26 protein-coding genes and 1 other annotated feature are annotated in these 26,898 nt (G+C 50.1%); of the genes, 20 read left to right on the top strand and 6 right to left on the bottom strand.

The window, feature by feature from the left end; genetic code table 11:
* The first annotated feature begins 50 nt into the window (after window positions 1–50).
* From J2Z18_RS02390 to J2Z18_RS02345, 10 genes are all read left to right on the top strand, one after another.
* Window positions 51–926 (top strand): DUF4261 domain-containing protein, encoded by an 876-nt coding sequence (locus J2Z18_RS02390; protein WP_040738332.1) that lies wholly within the window; start codon window positions 51–53, stop codon window positions 924–926.
* A gap of 221 nt (window positions 927–1,147) precedes the next feature.
* Window positions 1,148–2,227 (top strand): ankyrin repeat domain-containing protein, encoded by a 1,080-nt coding sequence (locus J2Z18_RS02385; protein ID WP_210094144.1) that lies wholly within the window; start codon window positions 1,148–1,150, stop codon window positions 2,225–2,227.
* 1 nt (window position 2,228) lies between these two features.
* Window positions 2,229–2,864 (top strand): hypothetical protein, encoded by a 636-nt coding sequence (locus tag J2Z18_RS02380; protein WP_007129130.1) that lies wholly within the window; start codon window positions 2,229–2,231, stop codon window positions 2,862–2,864.
* A 337-nt stretch (window positions 2,865–3,201) separates the two neighbouring features.
* A complete protein-coding gene (locus J2Z18_RS02375) occupies window positions 3,202–4,875 on the top strand; it encodes a DUF6138 family protein (protein WP_210094143.1) in 1,674 nt (557 codons plus the stop codon).
* 89 nt (window positions 4,876–4,964) lie between these two features.
* Window positions 4,965–5,543 carry a TMEM175 family protein gene (locus tag J2Z18_RS02370; RefSeq protein WP_007129128.1) on the top strand — a complete coding sequence of 193 codons (579 nt, stop codon included), beginning with the start codon at window positions 4,965–4,967 and terminating at the stop codon, window positions 5,541–5,543.
* Between the two features lie 524 nt (window positions 5,544–6,067).
* Window positions 6,068–6,508, top strand: coding sequence for an SRPBCC family protein (locus tag J2Z18_RS02365; protein ID WP_007129127.1), 441 nt, complete (start codon window positions 6,068–6,070; stop codon window positions 6,506–6,508).
* 152 nt (window positions 6,509–6,660) lie between these two features.
* Window positions 6,661–7,332 (top strand): response regulator transcription factor, encoded by a 672-nt coding sequence (locus tag J2Z18_RS02360; protein ID WP_007129126.1) that lies wholly within the window; start codon window positions 6,661–6,663, stop codon window positions 7,330–7,332.
* The gene (locus J2Z18_RS02355) at window positions 7,320–8,426 is read left to right on the top strand and encodes a HAMP domain-containing sensor histidine kinase (RefSeq protein ID WP_210094142.1); all 1,107 of its coding nucleotides are present in this window, start codon (window positions 7,320–7,322) and stop codon (window positions 8,424–8,426) included. The genes J2Z18_RS02360 and J2Z18_RS02355 overlap by 13 nt, the downstream gene beginning before the upstream one ends.
* 50 nt (window positions 8,427–8,476) lie before the next feature.
* On the top strand, window positions 8,477–9,952 hold the full coding sequence (locus tag J2Z18_RS02350; RefSeq protein WP_210094141.1) for a serine hydrolase domain-containing protein: 1,476 nt from the start codon (window positions 8,477–8,479) through the stop codon (window positions 9,950–9,952).
* A gap of 294 nt (window positions 9,953–10,246) precedes the next feature.
* The gene (locus J2Z18_RS02345) at window positions 10,247–10,792 is read left to right on the top strand and encodes a 50S ribosomal protein L25 (RefSeq protein ID WP_210094140.1); all 546 of its coding nucleotides are present in this window, start codon (window positions 10,247–10,249) and stop codon (window positions 10,790–10,792) included.
* 127 nt (window positions 10,793–10,919) lie between these two features.
* Here J2Z18_RS02345 and J2Z18_RS02340 read toward each other — a convergent pair whose 3' ends face one another.
* From J2Z18_RS02340 to J2Z18_RS02330, 3 genes are read right to left on the bottom strand one after another with little or no spacing between them, the layout of a single operon-like run.
* Window positions 10,920–11,285: a hypothetical protein gene (locus J2Z18_RS02340; RefSeq protein WP_007129122.1), complete on the bottom strand. Its 366-nt coding sequence runs from the start codon at window positions 11,283–11,285 to the stop codon at window positions 10,920–10,922.
* A gap of 2 nt (window positions 11,286–11,287) precedes the next feature.
* The gene (locus tag J2Z18_RS02335; RefSeq protein WP_007129121.1) at window positions 11,288–12,187 is read right to left on the bottom strand and encodes a pyridoxamine 5'-phosphate oxidase family protein; all 900 of its coding nucleotides are present in this window, start codon (window positions 12,185–12,187) and stop codon (window positions 11,288–11,290) included.
* A 5-nt stretch (window positions 12,188–12,192) separates the two neighbouring features.
* Window positions 12,193–12,900, bottom strand: coding sequence for a DJ-1/PfpI family protein (locus J2Z18_RS02330; RefSeq protein ID WP_007129120.1), 708 nt, complete (start codon window positions 12,898–12,900; stop codon window positions 12,193–12,195).
* Between the two features lie 126 nt (window positions 12,901–13,026).
* On the opposite strand from J2Z18_RS02330, the gene J2Z18_RS02325 reads away from it, so the two are divergent.
* From J2Z18_RS02325 to J2Z18_RS02290, 8 genes are all read left to right on the top strand, one after another.
* Window positions 13,027–13,962, top strand: a complete 936-nt coding sequence (locus tag J2Z18_RS02325; protein ID WP_007129119.1) for a LysR family transcriptional regulator — start codon at window positions 13,027–13,029, stop codon at window positions 13,960–13,962.
* 304 nt (window positions 13,963–14,266) lie between these two features.
* A complete protein-coding gene (locus tag J2Z18_RS02320) occupies window positions 14,267–15,418 on the top strand; it encodes a GntR family transcriptional regulator (protein WP_007129118.1) in 1,152 nt (383 codons plus the stop codon).
* Window positions 15,419–15,458: 40 nt separating this feature from the next.
* The gene (locus tag J2Z18_RS02315) at window positions 15,459–16,277 is read left to right on the top strand and encodes an MBL fold metallo-hydrolase (RefSeq protein ID WP_210094139.1); all 819 of its coding nucleotides are present in this window, start codon (window positions 15,459–15,461) and stop codon (window positions 16,275–16,277) included.
* 41 nt (window positions 16,278–16,318) lie between these two features.
* A complete protein-coding gene (locus tag J2Z18_RS02310; RefSeq protein WP_210094138.1) occupies window positions 16,319–17,434 on the top strand; it encodes an extracellular solute-binding protein in 1,116 nt (371 codons plus the stop codon).
* Window positions 17,435–17,518: 84 nt separating this feature from the next.
* The gene (locus tag J2Z18_RS02305; protein ID WP_210094137.1) at window positions 17,519–18,547 is read left to right on the top strand and encodes an ABC transporter ATP-binding protein; all 1,029 of its coding nucleotides are present in this window, start codon (window positions 17,519–17,521) and stop codon (window positions 18,545–18,547) included.
* Complete coding sequence (locus J2Z18_RS02300; protein WP_210094136.1) at window positions 18,544–20,253, top strand: ABC transporter permease; 1,710 nt, start codon at window positions 18,544–18,546, stop codon at window positions 20,251–20,253. Before J2Z18_RS02305 ends, J2Z18_RS02300 begins: the two co-directional genes overlap by 4 nt.
* 108 nt (window positions 20,254–20,361) lie before the next feature.
* Window positions 20,362–20,627 (top strand) — a binding site (T-box leader).
* Window positions 20,628–20,707: 80 nt separating this feature from the next.
* The gene (leuA, locus tag J2Z18_RS02295) at window positions 20,708–22,369 is read left to right on the top strand and encodes a 2-isopropylmalate synthase (RefSeq protein WP_210094135.1); all 1,662 of its coding nucleotides are present in this window, start codon (window positions 20,708–20,710) and stop codon (window positions 22,367–22,369) included.
* A 164-nt stretch (window positions 22,370–22,533) separates the two neighbouring features.
* A complete protein-coding gene (locus J2Z18_RS02290; protein WP_210094134.1) occupies window positions 22,534–23,190 on the top strand; it encodes an FMN-dependent NADH-azoreductase in 657 nt (218 codons plus the stop codon).
* Window positions 23,191–23,348: 158 nt separating this feature from the next.
* Here the strand turns inward: J2Z18_RS02290 and J2Z18_RS02285 are convergent, their stop codons facing one another.
* Complete coding sequence (locus J2Z18_RS02285) at window positions 23,349–23,714, bottom strand: DoxX family protein (RefSeq protein ID WP_210094133.1); 366 nt, start codon at window positions 23,712–23,714, stop codon at window positions 23,349–23,351.
* 37 nt (window positions 23,715–23,751) lie between these two features.
* Window positions 23,752–24,618, bottom strand: a complete 867-nt coding sequence (locus tag J2Z18_RS02280) for a sigma-70 family RNA polymerase sigma factor (RefSeq protein ID WP_210094132.1) — start codon at window positions 24,616–24,618, stop codon at window positions 23,752–23,754.
* Window positions 24,619–24,964: 346 nt separating this feature from the next.
* On the opposite strand from J2Z18_RS02280, the gene J2Z18_RS02275 reads away from it, so the two are divergent.
* Both J2Z18_RS02275 and J2Z18_RS02270 read left to right on the top strand, forming a co-directional pair.
* Window positions 24,965–25,402, top strand: a complete 438-nt coding sequence (locus J2Z18_RS02275) for a DUF6841 family protein (protein ID WP_210094131.1) — start codon at window positions 24,965–24,967, stop codon at window positions 25,400–25,402.
* Window positions 25,403–25,429: 27 nt separating this feature from the next.
* Window positions 25,430–26,041: a TetR/AcrR family transcriptional regulator gene (locus J2Z18_RS02270; protein ID WP_210094130.1), complete on the top strand. Its 612-nt coding sequence runs from the start codon at window positions 25,430–25,432 to the stop codon at window positions 26,039–26,041.
* A 68-nt stretch (window positions 26,042–26,109) separates the two neighbouring features.
* Here J2Z18_RS02270 and J2Z18_RS02265 read toward each other — a convergent pair whose 3' ends face one another.
* Window positions 26,110–26,832 carry an alpha/beta fold hydrolase gene (locus tag J2Z18_RS02265; RefSeq protein WP_210094129.1) on the bottom strand — a complete coding sequence of 241 codons (723 nt, stop codon included), beginning with the start codon at window positions 26,830–26,832 and terminating at the stop codon, window positions 26,110–26,112.
* Window positions 26,833–26,898: the final 66 nt, after the last annotated feature.

Genomic DNA, 26,898 nt, shown 5'->3' with positions numbered 1-26,898 from the left:
AATCTCTATAGTAGAGGGGAACGACATACGAACGGAGTGGTAGGGGAAAAATGGAGAGCGAACGCGTGCTTCAGCAAAATTTAGACGAAAAAAGCGAGTTTCAGCGGTTGTTTCAAATGTACCTGCTGTTTGAGGAGGAAGCGGAACGGCCGAATGCCGAGGCCATCCGGATTGCGATAGAAACCCAATGCGGAAAAACGGATATCGTGTCGGGATCCGACGCGTTGTCGTCGTTTGCCGTAGAGGCGTATAAAGTAGCCTACCGGGATGGGGAAATGCCGGCTCAGGTAATGATGGCAGACGTTACGCCTTTTCAACCAGAGTCGATTACCGACATGGAGCGCACCCAGTTTTGGACAATGCCGGATGGGGAGGACGTTCTGGAACAGTGCCGTTATAAGCTGCTGATCAGCGACTTCATGGCGGCGGGGCTGGACTATAAATCGCGCAGCGCCTTGTTGGCGGATTGGCTGGAGGCTGCCGTAAGCCTGTTCCCGACCTGCAAAGCGATCTGGATTCCATCGAGCGGGAAGCTGCTGCATCCGTCCGAAATTGCGGATAATCCGTACGAAGGAGCCGCGAGGTTCTTGCAGTTCGGCATGAATATCCGCTATTTTACCATTCATGGCACCGAAGACAGCTTGGTCGATTCGCTCGGCCTCTTTGCGCTTGGACTTCCGGATGTCCAGTATCACTTTCATACCTTGGATCCAAACGACGTGTCACGGCATGCATTCAGTGTTGCAGCCTATTTGTTTGAAGCGGACGTGCCGGTGAACGACGGCGAGACGATCGCCGGCTTGCTGAACGGGGAGATGGCACCGGAGGTGCATTGGCCTTGCAGGTTCGAAATGTCGCTGATCCAGCCTGCCAGAGAAGTGATGGACGTCTGTCCAGGCGAATATGCGGCAGGAGAACGAGAATAAATTAGGCTGACGTATGACCGAGGCCTCGCGCCTGGAGTCGCGGGAGGGGCCCCGATCGAGCCGGCTGAGTATCAATTTTATACTAAACATGCCTGCAGTGTGATACGGCACGAAAATGAGCTGGCGGTACGTTTCCGCTGGCTTTTTTAATACTTTTATTTCCCGGACATGGCAACCGCCTTGGCTAGGTTAAGTTAACGGACAGATAGGAGTGGTATTGGATGATCGTTCTAAAAGATATCGGGAGGTTCGAGGAGCTGCCTGAAATTGCGATGCATATATACCAAGGGAATATTCCCGCGTTAGAAGCTGCAATTGCCGCAGGCTGGGATATTGAAGATGGCATCGTACTCAGCAAGCGCACCAAGCTAAGTCCGTTGGATCTGGCGCTTGTAACGCAGAGAATGGATGTTGTAAAGCTGCTGGTCGAGCACGGCGTCAACCTGAACGTCCATCATAATCCGGCTTTTTTGCGGGCTGTTCGCTATTGCAGGGAGGACATCGTCCGCTATATTGCAGCGCAAGGCGCCGAGATGGACAAGCTCAATAAAATCGGGTCAGGCGCCTATTCAGAGGCCTACAATGGCAACAAAAAAAACATTCCGCTTATTCATGAGCTCGGATTAGATATCAAGCTGCATGGCGGTGACGTAATGCGTCAAGCCGCCTCGGACCATGACATGAAGACACTCAAGTATCTGCTCGATCAAGGGGTAGACATCAACTATAATAAACCAGATATGGTCTATCCTTATCAAGCGACTCCGTTAACCGTTGCGACGCGGATTGGGAATATGGCCATGGTCAAGTTTTTGATTGAACACGGCGCGGACGTTACGTTAGCGGAAAAGAACGGCGAGCGGCCTTATACGATTGCAGTCAGTAATAAGAATACCGTCTTGGCCGATTATTTGAAATCGCTGGAGCCGGATGAGATGCATGATATGGAAAACAAAAAATATGAGTTAAAGAAATATAAGCTAACGGATGAACTGGTCAGCTTCCTTACGGGAGACAAGCTGCGCCTTGAGCTCGCGCAAAACGAGTATGAAATCAGGCATATCGACTTTTTCACATTGACCGATACGATTGAGATGAAAGTTGGCAAGCAAAAGCTGCTGCGTCTATCAGCCGATATCGACAATTACTCCGATCTGCAGCTCGTTTGGAATCCGAAGAAAAAAGGGCTGATCGGCTGCTACGACGAGGAACATCAGACTTATGCGGATTTATGCAGCTTTACAGAGTTCCTCGCGTCGCCTGAAATGCACCTCATGAAGTTTCTTGAGGGAGAGGCGTAAAATGGAGAACCACACAAATTATTTAGTTGAGAAAACAGACTGTATTCTTTATTATGCGGAACCAAGTCTATCGAACGAACAGGGTACAGGCTGGATCGGCGGGAATGCACCGGACTTCTTTGATGATCAAGCAGACCTTATCCACGAAGGTAATCAAAAATATTATTTTTACATGTGCCTCGTCCATCCCTTTAAACCGGAGAGCATGATTTCGATCTTCATCCCAGAGGACTATGAGGAATATTTGGACAATAATGTTTATCCGAAGTGCTCGATAAAGGTGGTCGAGCATCCAATTTCAAAGGAAAGCGTTAAAGAGACGTTCACGAATCCAGGTCTCTTAAAACATGCAATTTCCGCCGGGGATATAAGCAATGACGAGAAATCCATGGATCAGTCTTTTTTGATCAAGCTAGGCGGGAATCCGAGACTTATCCAAAATAACGACTACTATTTCACGAAGCTGAAGGAGGAGTCATACTCTTTTTTATTTCAGGTAGATGAAGATGGTTACCCCGATATGCTTCTTCGAGACGACTACAGTTATCCTTTTGGTTTTGGATCTCTGTATATTTTTGCGAAGATTGGGGCGGAGGGGATACAACATCCAATAGCAGGTTTTTGGCAATTCTCATGATTTGTGGAGGGGTCGCAAAGCAATGGATCGGATCCTGGAGGATTGCTGGAAACGAAGTACGGATAAAACCCCGATGGTAAGCAAAATGGCAATCTTGTCAAAAGAACCGACCACTGACATGCGTTGCATGCGGAGGACGGTCTTTTTGTTATCCGATTTCTTGATGAATTAGTCGAATCATCAGTAACTGCAGTCATTCCTGAGTCTCGTTAGCGAGTGAATGAGCCCGGAAGGACTGAAGAAAGTGCAATATATCGGATGGAGCGGCCGTAAGTTTTTTATTTTCATAGTATGATAATGTTGAGAAAAGATGGGACAAGCGGAAAGGTGGAACACAATGAACGAGCTGCAGAAGGAAGCGCTGGAAGAGATGGAAACGGCCATTCATACATGGTTTGACGAGCAGGAGAATCGAAAGAACGCAGAGGAAGTGGTCTTGCGCACCACGCTGCAAGTAGGCATCTTTAACTCTGTCATGCTGGATTATCGGCCGGGGAGGACAAGCGTTGACAGCTTGAAACCTTTGGGGAGCGCGGCAGGCAATAAGTCGATGAGAGTTTCGCCCTTTACACGAGAGCAGATATTGCATGAGGTTCAGCCACTGCTCGTGAATATCGTACGGGAGAGGCTGAACAAGGTGGAAACGTCGCCGCTGATCGATTACCGGTTTACCTTTCAAGGAACCTTCGCGACAGCAGACGGGCTTGTCGAATTAACGGTGCTGGAAACCGAATATGAAGCGAAAAAGCAGCAGCTTCTGGAGCGAATTCATTCCTATATCGAGAAGAAACTCGAGAAGGGCACTTATCCGACAAAGCCGCTGGAAACCTTCTTTTCGGCGCGTCATCTGCTGGATCCGCATTTGTTCCCTGAACCGGAGGCCGCAAAGACAATCGCTTTATTTGACCGGATCCAAGAATTGAATAAAGGCCGGGTTGAGGCGCTTGCGGAGCATCGAAGAGATATTATTATGGCCTTGACCAGCTGGGCCGAGGATATATTCCTGCCACGCTACTATGACGTTACCCGTTCCGAATACAGGGCCAATGAGTATGTGATCAAGCCGGATGCCGTTCTTGAGAATAAGGATGAGCCGAACCAGCCTATTGACCTTCTGTTGTACGGCGCTGTAATGATTATTCGGTATGAGCCGAACTATAGCAAGTCTAGAGGGCAGACTTTTCTGGAGCTGGCGGAGCAGCTTGGCAGCGGCAAAGCCTCACGTATGCTGAAACAGGGCAGCGATAGCTTCTCGCACGACGAAGTCAATATGCGCCATGAGTTGGTCGAATGCAAGGCGAACGATGTTTTTTCCCTTTTCACCATCGTTATTCGCAAGGAAGAAGCCGGGGCGTATGAGCGGGCGATATCGTTTATTCTCTCGCTGCTCCGAAAGGACTTCCCGAAAAGCTACAAAATCAAGCTAAAATCCAGCGTGAGAGAGTATTTGCCCATCAAGGGGCTGGCCAAATCGGATACGCACCGTTTTTTTGCGAATGCTCTGGCTTATTCCGAGCTGCATCCGTTATTAGAGGAGTACGCTCGCGAGGCGATGGTAGAATTCGAGTGGTATGAAGATGCGGAGGATGAAAAAAGCGTCATGCCGGGCAGCTATGCCGTGTTTGGGCTGGGGCTTTCCTCTGAGCGGTATTTTCCGCTTGTTGAAGCTTATATGGACCTTGTAGATGATGAGCATCAGCTGATGCATGACAAGTTTACAGCCGTTTTCGCCGAAACCTATGGCATTACGGAACGCTCGACGCCGACCTTGATCTCCAGTCTGCTGCGCTCCCACGATTCGTTGAAGCTGAAGATTCAGCCGGAGCTGGAGAACGAAGACAAGCTGACGTTGTTCGTGCAGCAAATAGAGACGCTGTCGGACGACGAGGCCGAGCGGGTACTGTATCCGATCTGGGGCAAGCCGGAGAAGCTGACTGCATTGGCTCGCAAGGCGCAGGGACCGCGCAAGGAGCTGCTGCTTTGTCTGCTAAAAGCGGCGGGCATAGACTGATGGCTCGGTGAAGCGACGATCTTAATAAGCAAATGGTGAGGAGAAGGTTAAGGGTCATTACTTGAAGCGAGGGGAATAGGTGAGACGCATTGAAAGCAAATCGGATGGAAGCATTCAGCGATGGGGTTCTGGCCATTATCATTACGATCATGGTGCTGGAATTCAAAGTGCCGGAAGGCCATGACTGGCATGCGCTAATCGCACTTGGCCCGAAAGTTGTTAGCTATATCTTCAGTTTCGTATATATCGGCATCTACTGGAACAATCATCATCATCTGCTGCATATGGTTCGAACCATGAACGGGAGATTGATGTGGCTCAACTTGCTGCTCCTCTTTTGGCTATCCCTTGTGCCGTTCACGACGGCGTGGATGGGGGAAAGCCATTTTGCACCTACTCCAACGGCGCTGTACGGTATTATTCTGCTCCTGGCGGCGTTCTCGTATTGGCTGCTTCAGCGCATGATCATGAACCAGCATTCCGGTGATTCCTCATTCGTTGCAGCGATGGGGAAGGACTGGAAGGGGAAACTATCACCGTTACTCTACTTGACTGCGGCCTTGACCGCTTACGTGAGTGTCTGGATATCCGGGTTCTTTTTCGTACTTGTTGCCGTGGTTTGGTTCATGCCGGATAAGCGAATCGAGCATGTCCTGAGAAGCCGCTAAGAATGGTTCTTCGTTTCATGCATGCCTGGGTTGAGGGTTTAATATGGTGGGAATGAATGGGGTATGTGGTGACTACATACTCCATTCATTTCTAATAGCACGCATATACGATTGACAGTCAGTTCCCCAAGGTATTGATAATGAAAAATGTTAGTTATCTATAACTAACGAAAGGAGGATCCCAACAGTTCGGCTACCCTGCTCTATTTGCATCATGCGCGGTTTCCGGGTTCATTGCTTTACTGGTCTTCATGGGTTTTGTAAGACGAACCTTATTACACAGTGACGAACCTTATTACACAGTAAGGAGGAACATGTCGGCAATATTCATGCATCAAGCTGAGCATATTTTTTTTGAAGTGGGTGTTAGTTATAAATAACTAACAATTTGCTGTCACGATTGCACTTGAACCTTACGCAACGTAATGATTTACATTAGAGTTACCGGTATTCAGCTAGCGCAAAAGAGTGGAGATGGTTCATGAAGAGACATTGGGCAAGGAAATAGAAGAGGAGGTAGGAACATGATTATAGGAGAAAATGAGCTTATTGCTTCGCGCGAGTACGATGTCCCGCAGGAGCTTGTGTTTCGGGCATGGACAACCCCTGATTTATTAGCAAAGTGGTGGGGACCGAGAGGCTTCAAGAATACGTTTCACGAGTGCGATATACGGCCGGGAGGTACGTGGAAGTTCACTATGCACGGACCGGATGGCGTGGATTATCCTAACCATAATGTCTTTGTTGAGCTTGTCCCGGCGGAGCGGGTCGTGATTGATCATCTGAACGTTCACGAATTTCGGGTGACGGGTACCTTCGAAGACTTGGATAGCCGAACCAGGGTCACCTTCCGTCAAAATTTCAAGAAGAAAGAGGAGTTTGAAAAAGCGAAGCCCATCTGCATAGAAGCTAATGAACAGCAGCTTGATCGGTTGGGCAAGGTGCTGGCGGAAATGGCCGACTAGCTTTTTAGATTGAGATATACGTATACCCGAGAAGACTGCAGCTTAAGTGATGACTTTAGAATTGTCGCCGTTCACGGTCCCTGTCGGGACTCGGACGGCGATTTTTGTTATGCTGGATCCAGAGAAATGGATAGGGGGGCGGGGAGGGCAGGATGAAAAAGATACTGATCGTAGATGATGAAGCCGATCTTCGCAAACTGCTCACGGATTACTTTGAAATAAACGGGTATTTTGTGATGACGGCGAAGGATGGCAGCGAAGCGCTGCGGCAACTAGAGAATCAACCGGATCTTGTGCTGCTGGATATCAATATGCCGGAGCTTGACGGTCTGGAATTATGCAGGAGAATCCGGCATTTTGTGTCCTGTCCGATTCTGTTTCTAACCGCCCGCGACGAGGATGCGGATAAAATATCGGGATTTCAGGCCGGAGGGGATGACTATATAGCCAAGCCGTTCAGTATTCATGAGCTGGGTGCCAGGGTAGAGGCACATTTGCGCAGGGAGATGCGAAGCCAAACGAAAACGTCCGTACGATTTAGCGAAGATTTGGCCATTGATTATTCGGCTCGCGCGCTTTACATCCACGATGTACGAATTCCCTTGGCCAAAAAAGAATTCGATATTATAGAGCTATTGTCCATGCATCCCGGAATGGTGTTCGACAAAGAGCGTATTTTTGAAAAAGTGTGGGGACTGGACGGCGAAGGCGACAGCGCCGTAATAGCGGAGCATATCCGGCGAATTCGTGTCAAATTGAAAGAGCATGGCTGCGCCGACAGGATTGAAACGGTATGGGGAGTGGGTTACAAATGGCGAAAATGATAAACTGGCTGAGCCTGAAGCGGTTCACCTTGCTGCAATCGTTCATCCTATTATGCTGCCTTACGCTCATCGCCGTTCTAGTCGTCATCACATTGGAGTTTAGATGGGCGGAAAGCATACGGTTGCGGTTTGCCGGCTATTCTTCCGTGAACGACTGGTTGCTGCCTTCCCTCGTTGCGGTTGTCCTGTTAACGGTTGCCGTCGGCATCGTCCTGATGGGCAGCTTGTTTTATCGGTGGAAACTGAAACAACCGCTTGAAATCTTGATGCAGGCATCGGAGAAAATTTCGGCGAACGATTTGGGGTTTCATATTTCTTACGACAGCCGGGATGAGATGGGGGAATTATGCCGTGTATTTGAGAACATGCGCGGTCAGTTGGAGAAGAACCACCAAACGCTTTGGCGATCGGCCGAAGAGCGAAGACAACTTAACGCTATTTTTGCCCATGATCTGAGAACACCTCTGTCCGTTCTAAAAGGATACTCTGAGTTTCTGACCGCTTACTTGCCGGAGCGCAAGATATCCGAGGAGAAACTATTGGACACGATTCAAACGATGCAGGCGCATATCGTCCGTCTTGAAAGCTTCACGGAGGCGATGAATTCCATTCAGAAGCTGGAGGATATGCCGGTACAGAGCCGCAGGATTGAAACGGATGAGCTCATCTCCTTGCTGAATGACAGCGCACGCCAAATTACCGGACGGAATGGTAAGACTTTCGGTTCATCCATTGCCGAGGAAGCGAACGAAATAACGGTCGATGTCCATTTGACGATGCAGGTTTTTGAGAATTTGATCGTAAATGCAGCGCGTTATGCCTCTAGTCACGTAAGCGTTCATTATAACGTCGGCAAGGACCACTTTTCTATAACCGTCGCGGATGACGGCGCAGGTTTTTCCGAGGTGACGCTCCGCAAGGCCGTGCTTCCTTTTTATCGCGGAGAGGTATGGGATGCGAATGAACATCACGGACTGGGGCTTTACATTTGCAAAGTTCTTTGCGAAAAGCATGAGGGGAGTCTGCAGGTAGCCAACGGCCTCCATGGCGGTGGGAGCGTAACGGCAAGTTTTTGGTACGGAGTTGATAAATAGTTGAAAAAGATCGATTAGCATTTCCTTAACATGAAATAAGGAGTGCTGGTATGAGAACCGTAGAGAAGAAAATGTGGCTAGTCTTGAGTTGTTTCCTGCTATTGATGGGCATCCTGGCCAGACCCGCTTCCGCCGTTGAAGCTCGAAGCAAAACAGAAGTCCAACAGGAGATCGATGAATACGTTAAAAAAACAATGAGCGCCAATCATATTCAGGGTGCGGCCCTTGCCATCGTTCATAACGATGAGGTGTTCTATACGCAAGGGTACGGCGCTATTTCAGAGGGCCGTGATATAAACGGCGGCACCCCGTTTCCTATTGCTTCGTTAAGCAAATCTTTTACGGCACTGGCTGTCCTTCAGCTGGCGGACAAAGGATTAATCGAGCTTGATGCGCCGTACGTTTCTTATTTTCCCGACCTCGCACCTAAGGACGAGCGCGTTCGCGATATTACCGTTCGGGATTTGCTCAACCAGACAAGCGGACTTAATGACAAGGTGAATCCCGACATGACCCGTTCGTCCCCATATCAATCGCTGCAGCAGGTTAACGAGTCGTTGAACGCGGTTCAGCTAGCGAATGATCCTGGGGCAACCTATAGCTATCACAATCCGAACTATCAATATTTGGCTTTATTGGTCGAAACAATGAGCGGACAGAACTTCTCCGATTACTTGGAGGATCATATCTTTAAGCCTCTGGGAATGAGAGATACCTTTAATGTCAGCAACACACGGCAGATCAATGAGAACTCCGCCATTCCGCGGGGACATTATATATTGCTTGGCCATCCTGTAAGCCAGTCTGAACCCTCTTGGTTCGTTGACGGACCCGCCGGTATGATTTCGACTGCCGATGATATGGCCAAGTGGATGCTCGCCCAATATAATGGCAGGCTTCTTACGCCAGAGCTGATGGAGCAGTACCACACGGTCGGACAGAAGGGACCGTATGGAATGGGGTGGCTTGCGGATGAGGATGAGCAAGGGGGCCGGAGGATTTCCCATAGCGGAATTTTATGGACGTATAAGGCGGAAGAGACGATCGATTTGGATCAGCGGCTGGGCATTGCGATGATGTTTGACTCCGGTTTAAACGCCTTTGTCGATTATTCGGCTTTTGTTGACGGAATCGCAAAGATTATGAAGGGAGAAAAGGCCGAATCGCCGATTGTCAACAGCAAAAACATGGAGACGGTTATGATTCTCCTGGTGCTTGCGACGATTGCTTGGGGGATATATAGGCTCTATCGTATCCATCGAAGCAAAAAGGCCATGACAGCCGGGAAAATGATGGTTTCATTAGCAGGAGGACTGCTCCCAGTCTTGATTCTCTTATTTCTGTCGCCGTTAGCTACATTTATTGGAGCCGGGCGAGTATTGCCTTGGTATGGACTATGGACCGCCATGTCATCGCTGATCATATGGCTGGTTGTATTATCGCTTGTGAATATAACGGTTATGGTCTGCCGACTCAGATTGTATTACCAGGTAAAGAAGTTGAAGGGAATAACCACCTCACCTTAGGAGGCGATTCTGAGCCAGCGAAGGTGACTTTACCGGCAAACATTTGCTACAAAATTAACCCCTATACCAATATCCATCAAACTATGATATGGTAGATGAAACCCATAGGCATTCCACTCTTCGGAGTGGGGTGCCTTCGTCTGTATTTGCGGGTTTTTTACATTTAATGTATTGCGATCGATCGGATAGGATGGAGGTCTGGATGCTATGTTTCTCTATTGATCCCCGCTCAGGGGAGGTTCGACGGCTGCTATTTACAGCGCTAAGATCACTCATGTAAAGGAGAGGTAGAGCATGGCTGCATGCATTCATACAGAAAAACGTCCGCGATTAAATTCTTCGGGACTTCGTAATTTACGTCAGAAGGGGCGTTTGCCAGGGGTTGTGTTCGGTAAAAACGCCGCTAACGAAATCATTCATATATCCATGAAACAATTCGAAAAATGGTTAAAGAGAGGGGCATCTGGCTTTATTGAGCTTCAGATGGAAGGTGACCGATCCATGACGGTGCTGCTGGAGGATCTTCAGCGGAACCCGATAACCGGCGCCCTTATTCATGTTGACTTTCAGCTCGTCCAGACGGGCGAAATCATTCGTACGAAGCTCGGGGTGAAATTCGTAGGGACTCCGATCGGAACCAAGTCAGGCGGCGTTGTGCAAATCCAGGACCCTTATGTTGAAGTAGAGGCTCTCCCGAAAGACCTGCCAACCACAGTTGAACTGGACATCAGTGCGATGGAAGTCGGAGATACACTCTTCGTGAAAGACCTGACCCTACCGCCTGAAGTGACGGTCATCTCTGGGGATAACGAGCTTCTCGTATCCGTATCGAAGCCTTAAAGCTTAATGTCTTATAATTGAGAAAACCACGCAGAGCGTGGATTCCAAAGGTAATATATTGTTGCTGGGCGAGTATCAAAATGCTAAATACGCAAAGCCAGGAAGCATCTTCCTGGCTTTGTCTTTGTTAGAGAACGATCGGCAAGAAACCGTCTTTTACATATTGACCGAAAGGAATATGCCCACCCGAACCCTCGTTACCGATCAACGGGATGCCAGCGTTCTCGATTTGCTCCGCCACCTCGAAAAATCCCGAGCAAGCTTGACAACCTCCTTTAATGATTCCGGATTTCATCACTTGCTTGAACAAAGCGTGAAATGGATGCTCCGGCTTGCCGAACTCATCGGGCCACTGCGTCCCTAACCCGTCAAATACGATTTCAACCTCGCAGCCTGCTTCGTAAAGCTCTTGCCCGTATAAAAGTCCATGAACCGCCTTGCCGACATCCTGTTGGTTCGCTTGGATCACAATCAGAAACTTATCCGCTACCATCGTTATTCCTCCTTGTTTTCGATTACCCAAACTCGATTTGTACCTTGTTCGATATAAAGTACTTCGTCGATCTCGAACCGTACCAACCGCTCCGCACCTGGAAAGCGGGATATTTCGTTATCTTCCCATATGATTTCCGAGCGCCCCGTCAGTTGCAAGTAATGCCCGTTATCGAAATCGACCAATAATAAACCGGTACTCGGGTTGCAGTAGATGTTGCCTAACGTATTGAACATGGAATTGCCGTAATAATCGGGAAAAAGAAGCGTGCGTTCGTCAAGCGTCTTTACAAAACCCGGCGGCCCTCCCCGATGCGAAGCGTCGGCATTCCCTTCCGGGCCGATACTGCCGATGAAAAAAGTGTCCGCATTCTGAATCTGCGCCGATTGCACGGCATTGAGCTCCGAACTGCGCTCAGCTAATTTTGGAACTCTTCGGGAATCGGCTTCGAACAACGCGGTTCTTCTTTGAATGTATTTCGGACAGTTGCCGTAAACTTGTTCGATATTGACAACTAGTCGATGTTCACTGTCAACCATAGCCTGGCCGTTCATTCTTAATCTCGATTTCTTGTAGAGATCGATCGCTAGCAATCCAAGATTCGGATTACCCCCTAAGTGATGAATCAGGGGATCTCCTTCCACGGGAACGGCGTCGATCACCATGGTGACTTCGTCTAACAGCTCGATAAATCCCGGGTTGCCGGTTAACATCGAACACCAGACATTCCCGTTCTTGTCAATGGAAGAAGCAATGATCAGCGTCTGCTTCGATAAAAAAACCGCCGCTCCCTTAGGAAATCTGCTCTTGATCATTCTTCCGTTCTGCTCTGCGATCGCCTCGGCGCCTGCTAATCTTTGTACGGCCAGTTCACCGGAATGGTACACATTGTCGCTGGACATGCTGCTTAACCTCTGATTGCCGCGCGGCCCGGTTCGATATCGTCCCGGTATCCGTCATACGCCTGGTGATATTCCATAATTCGCGCTACCTCCGAAATAAAGGTTTCGTCATAGCCCGCCCGGCGCAGCAGGTGAAACCCGAGTTCCATGCCGGAAGCGATGCCGCCGGCGGTGATCATCCGACCGCTGTCCACGACCCGGGCGCGGCTGATCTTGCACGCCGGGGCGATTTCCGCGAGTCGGTCGATCGGCACTTTGCCGAGCGTTGATGCCTCCAATCGGTCAGCTTCCTTCCGGCTCGTCGCGGCGATGCCATCGAGCAGTCCCATCTGACCGTACACCCAGGAACCGGTGCATACGCTCGTCAGCAGGCATGATTCCGGCAAAGAACGGATGTACCTGTGCAGTCGGCCGTTATGCATTTCCTGTCGGGTACCGAAGCCCCCTGGAATCAGGAACGCATCCATGTCAGGCTCGTCGTGGAAACTATAGTTGGGCAGTACGGTAAGACCAGCTTGCGTCTGAATAGGATGCATTGCGTCTGCAACGAGGAATGCCTCAAGCTCGGGAGCCAGTCTGCGGGCCACAGAGAATACCCCGTACGGGGCGGCATAGTCCACGATTTCCGCATCCTTGAACACGTATATGCCAAGGCGGAAGCCCGGGATGATGTTCTTTTCCTTTTCCTTCTCCTTCTCCTTCTCCATCTCCATCGTAACCCTCCTACATTTTCATTGTTCCGGAACTAACTCCTATGCTATCATCGTATTACATATTCGAAAAACGAAAATAAACGATGCGTAATATCGGATAATTCGATATCACAAGGAGGACAAAGCGTGCTGGAGAAGCTGGAAGGGCGGTTTCTGGTCACATTCCTAACCGTAGTGGGAGAGGGAAGCTTCAGCCGTGCGGCTGATAAGCTGGGGTACGTGCAGTCGACTGTCACCTCACAGATTCAAATGCTGGAGCAAATCTGTGGGAATAAACTGTTTCACCGGCTTTCCCGGGGCGTAAAACCGACGGACGCCGGAGAGAAGCTGGCCGTTTATGCCAGGCAATTTGTACAGCTTGGGCAAATGCTGGAGGAGGATTTAGGGAGTCTGGAACGACCGCGAGGGCCTGTCCGTGTGCGGGCGCTCGAATCGTTCTGCGTTACGCGGCTAAGCGGATTCTTGAATCCGTTTTTCGCCGAATATCCGGAAGTGACGCTTCTGCTCGAGACCGGATTCCAAGGAGATATTGTCGACCAGGTCGCCTCCCATGAGATTGATTTCGGTATCGTACCGAAAGACCCCGAGCGGGAAGACATTCTGTTCGAGCCACTCGTCGAAGAAAATTTAGTGCTCGTTTGTTCGAATGAACTCGCCAGCCGGATCCGCTCCGAAGATTGGAGCGGATTAACCGGTGTTCAGGTAATCGGCTTTGGCAGTCGCTGTGTCTACCACAACGATGGTCTGCGCATATTGGCGGAGCTGGGACTGCCCGCTTCCGCACCACAAGCAGAGTTTCCAAGCACAGAGATGATCCGCTCTATGGTCGCATGCGGACTCGGCATTGCGTTTGTGCCGGAGATCACCATGGAGAAGGAGCTCGCCACAGGAACGGTTGTCAGTATTCCGCTGCCTAAGCCGGTCCGGATGAACCACGGACTGATCTGGCATAGGGACAGGGTGCTCGGCACACCTGCCAAAGTATTTCGAGAGAAGCTGCTGGAGTACATTACCAGCCCCCCTAATAAAACCTTGGAATTGTCCGATCGGGATCCAGTATGATTTTACCTCGGGAATATATTTATTTATGTTGATAAAGTATGAAAATAGAGGATGAACCGACCTGAAATTGGGGTCGGTTTTTTCTTTTGGAGTCGCAATGCCGTATGTCCCAAATAATCGGTTGCTCGTAAAGAGGGGATATCACTGATATACAATTCCTGATTTTGGAGCATAAAATCCGGATTTAACATAGATTTTACAAGACATTTACATATATATCATTGAATATGTCAGTGACATTCTTTATGTTCAAATTAGATCCCTTGCGGATTCGAGTCGACTCAACGATTAGAGGGATAATGTGATGAAAGATATCCGTTTGACCAAACAGAACCAACTCTATCACCGGGTGGCCGATCAGGTCATCGAGATTATTCAAAGCCGCAGGCTGCGGCCGCATGATCCGGTTCCTTCGGAGGGCGAGCTTGCCAAGCTGTTTGGCGTCAGCCGAATGACGAGCAAGCTAGCGCTGCAAAAGCTGGCCGAGCAGGGTCTGGTGTACCGCTTGCCCCGAAGAGGAACGTTCCTTGCCGAACCGCAAGACGGACGCATCACGCAAGGAGGGTTCCCTCCCCAGGATCCCGAGGCGGCTCCGGCGGTCGAGAAGCGGAGCGGGCAGATCGCGCTCATCATGCCTCACCTGTCCGATTATACTGCCCGAATCATCGCCGCCGCCGAGGCCGAAGTGCGAAAGCACGGCTGCGACCTCATTTTGAAAATGACGAAGGATTGCGACGATGAGGAGCTTTGCCTGGAAAGGCTGGCCGAAGGAGGAATCACCGGCATTATTTTATTCCCTCAGGGGAGGAAGACCTGCAGCGACCAGGTTTTACGGTTAAAGCTGCAAAAGCTGCCGCTTGTCATCATCGACCGCATTTTCCATGAAGTGGAGATCGACTGCGTCTATCACGACCACTATATGGGCTCCTACCAAATGACCAAGTATTTGATCGGGAAGGGGCACCGGGAAATCGGCTATACGTCGAACGCGATCGATCATATCACAAGCAGGGAGGAGCGGTACCAAGGGTATATCCAGGCGCTGCTCGACCATAAAATCCCGGTAAAATACCAGAACATTCACTTCAGGAGCGTGGCTTGCAATACCAGCCGCATCCATGAGCGAGATCCGGAACAGGAGCGGTTCATTCAGGACAACCCCCACATGACCGCCATCATGTGCGGTGATGACCACGTGGCCATTTCGACGATATATACCGCACTCCATATGGATATCCCGGTCCCTGACAAGCTGTCCATCGTCGGGTTCTCCGATATCCAGTTGGCGGCCTATATTCCGATTCCGCTGACGACGGTTCGACAAGATACCGAGAGGCTTGCCCGATCGGCCGTTGATTTGCTGATGAAGCGCGTTGGCAGCAACAATGAAAATCCTATCACCATTAAAATTCAAACATCGATTGTAGAACGAAAATCCGTTCTGACCAGGACGTAACATGGATCGCTACAGTTTGCATGGTAAGGAGAAATGACTTTTGAAAATACACTTTCTAGGAACCGCAGCCGCAGAGGGCTTTCCCAATGCATTTTGCCACTGCGAGTATTGTGCCAAAGCGCGGGAGCTAGGCGGCAAAAATATCCGCACGCGAACTTCCGCCATCATTGACGATGTCATCAAGTTTGACTATTCCCCGGATTCCTATATGCAGGCGCTGCGGGACAACATTGACCTTGGGGCCATCGAGCATCTGCTCGTCACCCATTCCCATTCGGACCATTATAATGCCGCTGATCTGGAATGCCGGAGGGAAGGAATTGCGCACGGCCTTCAGCATCCGATGCACATTTATGGCAATGGTACCGTGATGCATCATACGCGTGCCGCGATCGGCCGTTTTGAAGGACAAAGGTATGCGTTCCATCTGGTGCGTCCGTTTGAGACGTTCATGATGGGCGATGCGCGGGTAACGCCGTTGTTGGCGGATCATGACCGCATGGAAACCTGCCTGCTGTACGTGATTGAGAAGGATGGAAAAGCACTGCTGTACGGACATGATTCAGGGTGGTTTCCGGATGCGACGTGGGCGTGGTTAAAGGGCAAAAATCTGGATTGCGCCATCCTCGACTGCACGCACGGATATACGGGAAATTCCCGCGACCGCAATCATATGTGCGTGGAAACGGTGCTGGAGGCTCAGCGCGAGTTCCAGAAAGAAAGCATTCTGAAGCCCGAAGGCAAAATCGTCGTCACGCACTTTAGCCATAATTCCAAGCTGCTTCACGAGGATTTTGTCCGCATCTTCAATCCCGTCGGAATTGTGCCGGCATACGACGGGTTAATCATAAACATTTGAAACGAATAAGAAGAATGATTAAAAGGAGAGTTGGGATAATCATGAGAAAATGGACGATGGCAGCTTTGCTTCTCATTTTGTGTCTGGTCGTATCGGCTTGCGGCGGCAACAATGCCGGCAATGCAAACACGGGCGATTCGGGGGCCGCAGCGCCGGCCGGAACATCAGCTGGGACGGATTCTTCTTCCGAACCGGCCAAGAATGAGAAGCTGATCGTGTACACGAATGCAAACTCCGACGGCCGCGGCGAATGGTTAATCGAGCAAGCGAAGAGTGCGGGCTTTGACATCGAAATTGTCGGAGCGGGCGGCGCCGATTTGACGAACCGGCTGATCGCCGAGAAGAACAACCCGATCGCGGACGTTGTATACGGCTTGAACAATATGCTGTATGAGAATTTGAAGAAGGAAGACGTTCTGGCTAAGTTTGTTCCAAGCTGGGCCGGAGATGTTGAGCAGGGCCTGAATGATCCGGAAGGCTACTATCATGGTCTTGTGAAGCAAGCGATTCTGCTTGGGTACAACCCGAACGAATTCACGGCCGATACCGCCCCGAAGGACTGGACGGACCTTTATAAGAACGACGCGTTCAAAGGGAAGTATGAAGCTCCGACGCTCCTTGGACAAAATACCCCTCGCCTTGTCGTAGCGGGGATTCTGACCAGATTCCAGGATCCAAATGGTGATCTCGGCATCTCGGAGGAAGGCTGGAACGAAATTCAGCAGCTCTATGATAACGGGGTTAACGCTGTCGAGGGCGAAGACTTCTATGCCAATTTGGCCAGCGGCAAAACACCGCTGGGAGCGCTGGTGTCCGGAACCCTGGAGCAGAAGGAAGAGCAGTATAAAGTGAAGGCAGGCATCGTCAGTCCGGAAATCGGCGTGCCGATGGTTGTAGAGCACGCTGCGATCGTGAACGGAACGAAGAAGCAGGCAACGGCGGAACGATTCGTGGAATGGATGGGCTCCGCAGAAGTCCAAGGACAATTCGCGGCACAGTTCAATGCGATGCCGGCCAATACGAAAGCGGCCGAGCAAGCCAACGCGTCCGTCAAGGAGCTGTATTCCACCTTAAAACCGCAGGAGCTGGATTGGGCCTTTATCGCCGAAAACATGGATCAGTGGGCGGAGAAAATCGAGCTGGAGATTATGCAATAAGAAGGAATGGAGTCAAGCCGGCTGTATATTGGGAGGCCAATATACAGCCGTTCATTCAAGAACAACAAAAAGGAAGAGTATACGATGATTACATTCCAGAACGTTGATATTAAATTCGGAGCGTTTCATGCGGTCAAGAACCTCAATTTGCATATTCGGGAAGGGGAGTTTTTCACGTTCCTTGGTCCTTCGGGCTGCGGGAAAACGACGACCCTTCGCAGTCTGGTCGGGTTTATTACGCCTACGAGCGGACGGATCCTGTTGAAGGATACCGACATTACTCATCTGCCGATCGAGAAAAGAGAGATCGGTATGGTGTTTCAAAGCTATGCACTGTTTCCGACAATGAATGTGTTCGAGAATATCGCCTTCGGCTTGCGGGTAAAGAAGATTTCCAAGGCTGAAGTGGACCAAAGGGTACGGGATATTGCCCGTAAGGTCGATTTGAAGGATGAACAGCTGTTCAAGAAGGTATCGGAATTATCCGGCGGCCAGCAGCAGCGCGTGGCGATTGCCAGGGCGCTGGTGTTAACGCCGAGTATCCTGGTGCTGGATGAACCCTTATCCAATTTGGACGCTAAGCTGAGGGTACAGCTTCGAAACGAGCTGAAGGAATTGCAGAAGAAATTCGGGATCACGACGATCTATGTCACGCACGACCAGGAAGAAGCGTTAACGCTGTCCGATCGGATCGGCGTATTCAATCAGGGGGTTCTGGAGCAAGTAGGCACGCCCCAGGAGGTCTATAACCAATCCCGGACGGAGTTTGTGTGTAATTTTATCGGGGATATTAACCGGATCGATCCGCAGGCGATAACAAACAGCCGACTGCAAGAGGTGGTCCATCCGGGGAACATCGCCTATGTCCGGAATGAAAAGGTCAGCCTGCTGGCCCTGCCGGGCATTGATACGGTCCAGCTGAAAGGCAAGATTGCGGATCGGGAATTTTACGGATTATACAGCAAATATGTACTGGAGATTGCCGGCGGCGGACAATTAAAGACCATCGAGAAGGAAAGCAGTCTCGTTCAGCATGAGGTCGGCGACGATGTAGATATCTACATTCCCGTAGGCGATATATTGCAATATCCGATGAAGGAGGGGGAAGCATGAATGTCCGGAGCCTAAACACCCGGCTGGCTTCCATGAACCCGATCGCCATCATCCTGTACGGATTGATTATTTGGTTCGTCATTGCCTTTCTGATTTACCCGAACTTGAATATTTATGGCGAAATCTTCTTTAAAGACGGCAAATTTACGCTGGAGGCAGCGGAAAAGCTGCTGTCGTCCGAACGCGCGATGAGAAGTTTGTACAACAGCTTTATCCTGGCGTTCTCGCTTGTCGTTACGGTAAACATCGTGGGCATTACGCTCGTGCTGATCTCGGAATACTTCGATATCAAAGGCGCGAAGATCTTAAAGCTCGGATATTCGACGACGCTGATTTACAGCGGGGTCGTGCTGGTGTCCGGATATAAATTCGTGTATGGCGAAGAGGGGTTTATGACCAAGCTCTTGGTCCGCTTATTCCCTTCTTTTGATGCAACCTGGTTTCATGGCTACTGGGCGGTTCTATTCGTCATGACGTTCGCCTGCACGTCCAACCACTTCCTGTTTATGGGCAATGCGATTCGCAAAATCGACTTTCAGACCATAGAAGCGGCGCGAAATATGGGAGCCTCAACGTGGTACATCCTAAGAAGAGTTGTGCTTCCGGTTCTGAAGCCTACCATTTATGCGCTAACGATCCTGACTTTCCTGACCGGCCTTGCCGCCACGTCCGCACCGCTCATCCTGGGCGGGAAGGAATTCCAGACGATTACGCCGATGATCCTGACATTTTCGAAAAGCATGACGTCGAGGGATCTGGCCGCGCTGCTGGCCCTTATTCTCGGTTTGGCAACGCTGGTGCTGTTAACCGTGATGATCCGGTTTGAACGAAAGGGCAACTTCATGTCGGTCTCCAAAGTCAAATCCGAGCTGGTCAAGCAAAAGATTCGCCACAAATTCGGGAATATCGCCGCTCATATTCTGGCTTACGGCCTGTTTGTGCTCTATATCGTTCCGGTCGTGCTCATCATCCTCTTTTCGTTCACCGATTCGGCCAGCATTACTACCGCCACGCTGAATCCGAGCAGCTTCACCTTGGACAATTACATTCAAGTGTTTTCATCCATGTCCGCATTCAAGCCTTATCTCGTGAGCATCGTCTATGCCGCGGCAGCCTCGGTCATCGTCGTAGCGTTGACGCTGGCGGTCTCAAGATTATTGCATAAATATAATAACAAGTGGACGCTTGCCCTGGAATACTCGCTGCTGATCCCATGGATCCTGCCTTCGACATTAATCGCGATCGGACTGATCGTAACGTTTAATACGCCCCAGCTGGTGATCGGGAATTCGGTTCTGGTGGGAACGGTCTGGATGCTGTTGATCGCGTATGTGATCGTTCATATTCCTTTCACCCTGCGTATGGTAAAGGCATCATTCTTCAGCTTGGACAGCAATTTGGAAGATGCGGCAAGAAACCTTGGCGCCAAACCCTTCTATACGTTCAGGAAAGTGCTGCTGCCTATCATTCTTCCGTCAACGCTAGCGGTTCTCGCTTTGAACTTTAACGGGATTTTGGCGGATTACGACGTTACGGTGTTCCTCTATCATCCTTTGTACCAACCGTTAGGAATCGTCATCAAGAACAGCACGGATGCGCAGGCCGCAGCGGATACCAAAGCGTTAACCTTGGTGTATTCCGTTATATTGATGATCATGTCCACCATTACTTTATATTTTGTATATGGCAGAAACAGCAGAACTTGAAGGTAAAAATTCCGTAATGGCGGGATACTATAGAACAATGCACATCCCTGACACATGAAAGATAATACTTGACATCAAACGTATTGGTGATATACATTGTTTCTAATATTTAAAACGTTGAAAAGGAATAGTACGTTTTTCAAAACGTGAAGAGAGCTGTTGGATGGTGCGAAACAGCCGTGGAGAAAATCGGAACTCGCCTTGGAGTTGCTCGCTGAACCCGTAGAGTAGGTGGAGCCGGAGCCTGACCGTTATCTTCAGGAGGATGCAAGGATTGTGCGTTGCTGCCAGCCCTGTATCCGTAGAGTGCATGCTGATGACGGCATGAATTCGGAGTGGTACCGCGTAAGATGTCAAAGTCTTTCGTCTCCTGTTATTGGAGATGGAAGGCTTTTTTTGTGCATCCGGATCTTTTGCAGTTAAGCACAGGAAATCGATGAGAGGAAGGATATCCATGAAAAATGTTGAGAAATACGCCAGAGGATATTTTATGCCGCCGGAGACAAGCTTGAGCTGGACCCAAAAGGAATACATTACCGAGGCGCCGATTTGGTGCAGCGTCGACCTTCGCGACGGAAACCAGGCATTGATCGTTCCGATGAATTTGGAGGAAAAGCTGGAGTACTTCAAATTGCTTGTGGAGATCGGGTTCAAAGAGATCGAGGTCGGATTTCCCGCGGCATCGGAGACGGAGTTTACCTTTCTGCGCACATTGATCGAGCAGGATTTGATCCCGGATGACGTTACGATCCAAGTGCTGACCCAATCGAGAGAGCACATCATCCGCAAAACGTTCGAATCGCTGAAGGGCGCGAAGAAGGCCGTCGTCCATTTGTACAACTCGACCTCCGTAGCGCAGCGGGAGCAGGTATTCCGCAAGTCCAAACAAGAGATTATCGACATCGCCGTGAGCGGCGCCAAGCTGCTCAAGGAATGCGCTGCTGAGACCGAGGGCAATTTCCAGTTCCAGTATTCGCCGGAGAGCTTCACCGGTACGGAGATCGAATTTGCGCTGGACATCTGCAACAGCGTGCTCGACGTATGGCAGCCGACGGCCGAGAACCCGGTTATCATTAACCTTCCTGCAACAGTCTCCATGTCGATGCCTCACGTCTACGCAAGCCAGATCGAGTATATGAGCGAGCATCTGAGCTTCCGGGAGCATGTCATTTTGTCGGTCCATCCGCATAACGACAGAGGAACGGGCGTGGCGGATGCGGAGCTGGGAATGCTGGCCGGAGCCCAGCGCGTCGAGGGCACGTTGTTCGGAAACGGCGAAAGAACGGGGAACGTCGACATTGTGACGCTGGCGCTCAACATGTACTCGCACGGGGTGGACCCGAAGCTGAATTTTGAGAACATCCCTGCGATCATCTCCGTCTATGAACGGCTGACCAAGATGAAAGTAAGCGAGAGACATCCATACGGAGGCGAGCTGGTATTCACCGCTTTCTCGGGTTCGCACCAGGATGCGATTGCGAAAGGAATGAAGTGGCGCGAGGAACAAGAGCCGCGGCATTGGTCGGTTCCTTATCTGCTGATTGATCCCAAGGATATCGGCAGGGAGTATGAAGGCGATATTATCCGCATTAACAGCCAGTCCGGCAAAGGCGGCATCGGATATGTCCTGCAGCTGAAGTACGGGCTCGATCTCCCGGCGAAAATGCGCGAAAACTTCGGATACTTCGTGAAAAACGTATCGGATCAGCAGCAGAAGGAATTGATGCCGGACGAAATCTACGACATTTTCGTGAAGGAATATGTGAACATAACATCACCTGTCGAGTTTATCAAATACCGGATGACGGACAATGAAGACTTCCATACAACCGTCACGATCCGAACCGGCCATGAAGTCAAGGAGATTGAGGGCACCGGAAACGGAAGACTTGATGCAATCAGCAATGCGCTCCAAACCGAGCTTGGAATGAACTACACCGATTTGATCTATAAAGAGCACGCTTTGGAAACAGGCTCGAAGTCACAAGCGGTCTCTTACATCGGTATAACGGCTGCTGACGGCAGCGTATATTGGGGCTGCGGCATTGACGTTGATATTATGACCTCGTCTGTAAAAGCGCTGTTTAGCGCCGTGAATCAATTTAGCCGGAATTGAGCCAACTAAAGTCCGAGTTCATGGACTGCTTATGGAACAAGAATAACCGACCTGTTTTTGGGGTCGGTTTTTTTATTTGGCGTCCTCAGCGATCATGTCACAAAAGACATCTGCTATTTGTCTCATCTATGTATCAGAACTACAGGATAAGGGAGAGATCGAAATTGGAAACACTGCTCGTTATCAATGCTCACCCCATGGTGGATGCCGATTCGTCGTTAAGCCTGCAAGTGCTCCATCATTTTCTGGAGTCGTATCGAGAGATGAATCCGGAAGGGCCAATCGAACAGATCGATTTATATCGGGAGCCTATTCCTTGCATAGACCGTACCTTTCTGAGCCTGCAGGAGAAAAGGAGAGGCGGGGAGCCCTTGACTGAAGAAGAGCAGGCGCTCGACTCCCGCATGACCGAAATTCTGCAGCAATTTAAGCGTGCGAAGAAATATGTCATCGCCATGCCGCTCCATAACTTTAACATTCCCTCCAAGCTGAAAGACTATATGGATAACATCATGATCGCTAAAGAGACGTTCGCCTATACGGACAAGGGCTCGGTCGGTCTGCTAAAAGACGGCAGAAGCGTGCTTGTCATTCAAGCAAGTGACGGTATCTATACGAACGAGGATTGGTACACCGAAGTCGAGTATTCTCACAAATATTTAAAAGCGATGTTTAACTTTATGGGCATTGACTATCAAATCATCCGTGCCCAAGGAAGGTTACGGGGGAAAGATCAAGTATTGGCCCAGGCTTTCCATGAAGCCGAGTTTGCGGCGGTGTCCTTTGCAAGGGCGGATCATGTTGAGGGAGTGATCAAGTAATTACAGGGCTGCATAACGCGCAATGGTCCGATGAGGACGTTATCTTGAGATCACTCCGTTGATGAATTGGCACCTCGAACGAGGTGCCCTTTTCGTTACGGCGAGATTTGGAACAGTGTACATTCAGCCATTATGTTATCTTGGGCAATCCGGCTCGTTCAGAAAATATTAGTCAGCTCGTTTGCGTTGATGGATAGGACGATGATATTCAATGCAGCGAATACGAGGGCAGGTGCTGTTTTTCCGAAAGTGTCCCGGGCTTTGAGATGCACGAGGCATGCGACCAGCATCGTGATACCAAGCCATACCCCGGCCCAAGCGATTGCCCAGCTATACCAGTAACCAGCGATAAGCCCGGCAGCTCCGACTAATTGGACGAAGCCGGTAACGACGCGAAATCTCTGGGAGAGCCCAAGGTGGGCAAAGATATCGGCCCAGTACTTGGCTCCGATGATTTTGGCCGTGCCCGAGAATAGATAATAAGCCACAAGTAAGCTCTGAAGTACGATCGAGAACAGGATCATGCAAATCCCTCCATATAAATATAGAATGAAAAGCCTTTTACTCGCTCAACGTGACCAAGTCCAGTTCCTTCATACGTGCCGGATCGGAAATCACATCGATTCCGTTGATCTTCCCGTCCGCATAGTCGATAGCCAACACGAGGAGCAATTGCCCCCCAGGCGAAATGACGACGCCGACCTCTCCGTTGACGAGAGCCGGCCGTGCCGCTTTGGCGCGTCCCCACATCAATTGTTCGGCTACAGCATGGGTACCGCGGACTTCTTTCGGAGCGTTCTCGCGATCGCTGCGCAGCACGACTCCCGGGTTGAGGACCTGAAGCAATGCGCCGAGATCGCCGCTCCGCGCCGCCGCCAGAAAGGAATCAACGAGTCTCCTCTGAATGGAGAGGTCCGTCTTGGACGAAGTCTTTGCTCCTTGTATGCGGCGGCGCGCACGGCTGGCCATTTGCCTCGCTGCGGCCTCGGAGCAGCCTATAATAGGAGCAATCTCCGCATAAGGGAGGGCAAAAATGTCATGCAGCACGAATGCAACCCGCTCATCGGCACTCAAGGTGCCAAGCACCACGAGCAATGCCAGGCCGATCGAATCAGCCAGTAACGCCTCCCGCTCCGGGTCACCCCCAGCTTCAAGATCGGTGAGCTTTCCGATTTCGTAAGCCTCCATTGATTCTTCGCGCCGTGCCTTTCGGGAACGCAGCATGTCAAGGCATACCCGGGACACAACGGTTGTCAGCCACCCTCTGATATTCTCGATCGCATCCGTTTCGGAGCGGTTCAATCGAAACCACGATTCCTGAACGGCATCTTCTGCCTCGTTCCAGCTTCCGAGGATTCGGTAAGCTACCGATCGCAGATGGGAACGATGGGCTTCGAATTGATCCGTAAGCCAATGGGTGTCGGTCATTGAAAAGTCTCCCTTCTATAAGCTCTCATTGGATTGACGTATGGAAACGTGCCGATGTGACAGATTGGAAAATAAATAATCGTGCCCATCGCATCAACAAAGCCGGGTGAAGCTCCTTTCATGAAGGTTCAAACATAGGCCAACCTGCGGCTTGCTCCCCCGGGAGTGTTGATGGTCGAGCGTATATGCTTACACTTTACCTTCAATATTAAGAAACCAGAAGTAATATTGGGTATATTTTTCTCGAACGAGGTTGACAGTTAATGGAACAGAAAATATAATGACTATATATTCAGTCATTTATTTTATTGGAAATCACTCTAAAAAGAGGTTGGAGGAATAAACAATGAGCGAAGTAAGCCAAAGAATTCAGAATTATTTCAAAGATTTCGAGCACGCGAACAATATGTACGATCCGGAGCTTCTTGATCCCTTGGTGAATGACCCCTTGGTGGGCGCCTATCCATCCGGTGACGTACATGCGGTGAAGAAGGGGGATTACTTGGCAGGGACGAGAGAATCGGGGGAATACTTAAAATCTTTAGGCTATCAGTTTTTCAAGCTTACGCCCGTAAAGGAAACCCCTTTAAAAGACAACTATGTGCTGGTAGAAGTTAAAGGCACGGCGAGAGTCGAGCAGGCTTCGGGTAAATCCTTCGATCTGGTTCATGATTCTTTTTACATTTTGCATGTTAAAGAAGATTCGATTAAGATGGTCTTTACGATTACCCATGATGCCCCTACACAAATGATGGAGGATCAAGGATTCCTAACAGCAGAATAAGGTGAAGAACGGGAGGAGCAGTTAGCGTTGAGCAAGCAGAAAGAACGCTTTGAAACCATGAGAGCCGAGGCTACGGAGAAGATTTTATTATCGGCAGCTAAACTTTTCGCTACAAAAACGTTTGGCAAAACCACAATGCAGGACATTGCGGATGATGCCGGTCTCAGTAAAGGGTTAGCATATCGGTACTTTGCTACCAAAGAAGAAATCATGAGCAGGCTGATCGAAATTTCGATCCCCGGGTTTGACCGTATGGCGGGGCTCTTTGAACAAGAGGGCAATGAAAAAGATGTGATCATAGAAGCAACCACATTTTTGCTGAGTAACCTTCAAGAGGATCCTTCCTCCACGGATGGGCTGCTTCTAATTAGCCAGATCGATAGTTTTACAGATCGAGAGCTGAGCCCGGATCTGAAGAATGCCGTACGGGCCTCGATGAACCGGTTGATCGATAGCCTATCAGAGCTCATTCAAGCCGGGCAGCGGCAAAGCGAATTCAAGCCGGGGGACCCGCGAAGATTGGCTTTATTCTATTACAGCACGTTCCAAGGCGTGGCATTTACTAGCCGAAGTTTCCAAGGCAATTATGTTTTTCCGACGACGGAGATGTTTTTGGATTTTTTGATTCAACAAAGGTAACAACCTTAAAGGCTGCCAGCACGCTGGCAGCCTTTTTCTGTACTAACTTCTACGGGTATCCGTTTCAATTAAGCGATGCGATCCAGGAAAGATTGCAGAATGCGCTGCAAATCTCCCGGCTTGCTGAGCATCGGCAAGTGGCCGGATTCCAGTTGTTCAACGGAATGCGGGGATAGATGCGAGATCATTTTATTTTGCAGGGAAGAAGGGAATTCCTTGTCCTTCGTCAGCTTGACGTACAGCTTCGGCACAGCCGGAACGTCCGCATGAGCCCGGTCCGTGTATACGCGTACGGCCTCGGGAACGAAGCCTTGTACGAGCCCCGTCGTCTGTTCCTCTGACAGGTCATTGCATAAGCCGGCGCGGATGGCGGATTCCGGCGGTTTGGTACCCCATTTGCGCAATATGGCCGTCATGAGCATTCGTTTAGGGAAAGGAAGAACCGACACGAACGAACCGCCGTTCTTAGGGATCGCTGCCCCTACGGCGACAAAGCCGGCCAATCGATCAGAGAATTTGGAAGCGAGCTTTAGGGCTAGAACGCCTCCGAGCGAATGTGCGACGATGACAAACCGCTGGATGCCCCATTGATTTACTTGATGTTCCATATGGCTGACATAATCCTCTAAAGCCAAGTCGCTTCTTGAATCGACCGGGCCTTTCCTGAGCGGAAAATCGAGGAGTAAAGAAGGCTGACCCAGTCCCTCCGCAACGTTACTCCATATTCGGCCCTCTAATCCCGCTCCATGGATAAATACAAAACCGATCTCTTCGTTGGTGTTCTTCTTCATATTAGTTAACTCCCCTCACAGGTTGATATGCTGCGTGCTATTTGTGAACATCGTATCACGTAAATA

The sequence above is a fragment of the Paenibacillus lactis genome, assembly GCF_017873605.1.
Classification (GTDB): Bacteria; Bacillota; Bacilli; order Paenibacillales; family Paenibacillaceae; genus Paenibacillus_AQ; species Paenibacillus_AQ lactis.
Note: the sequence above shows the minus strand (reverse complement) of the source record. Positions and strands in the feature narration are given on the sequence as shown.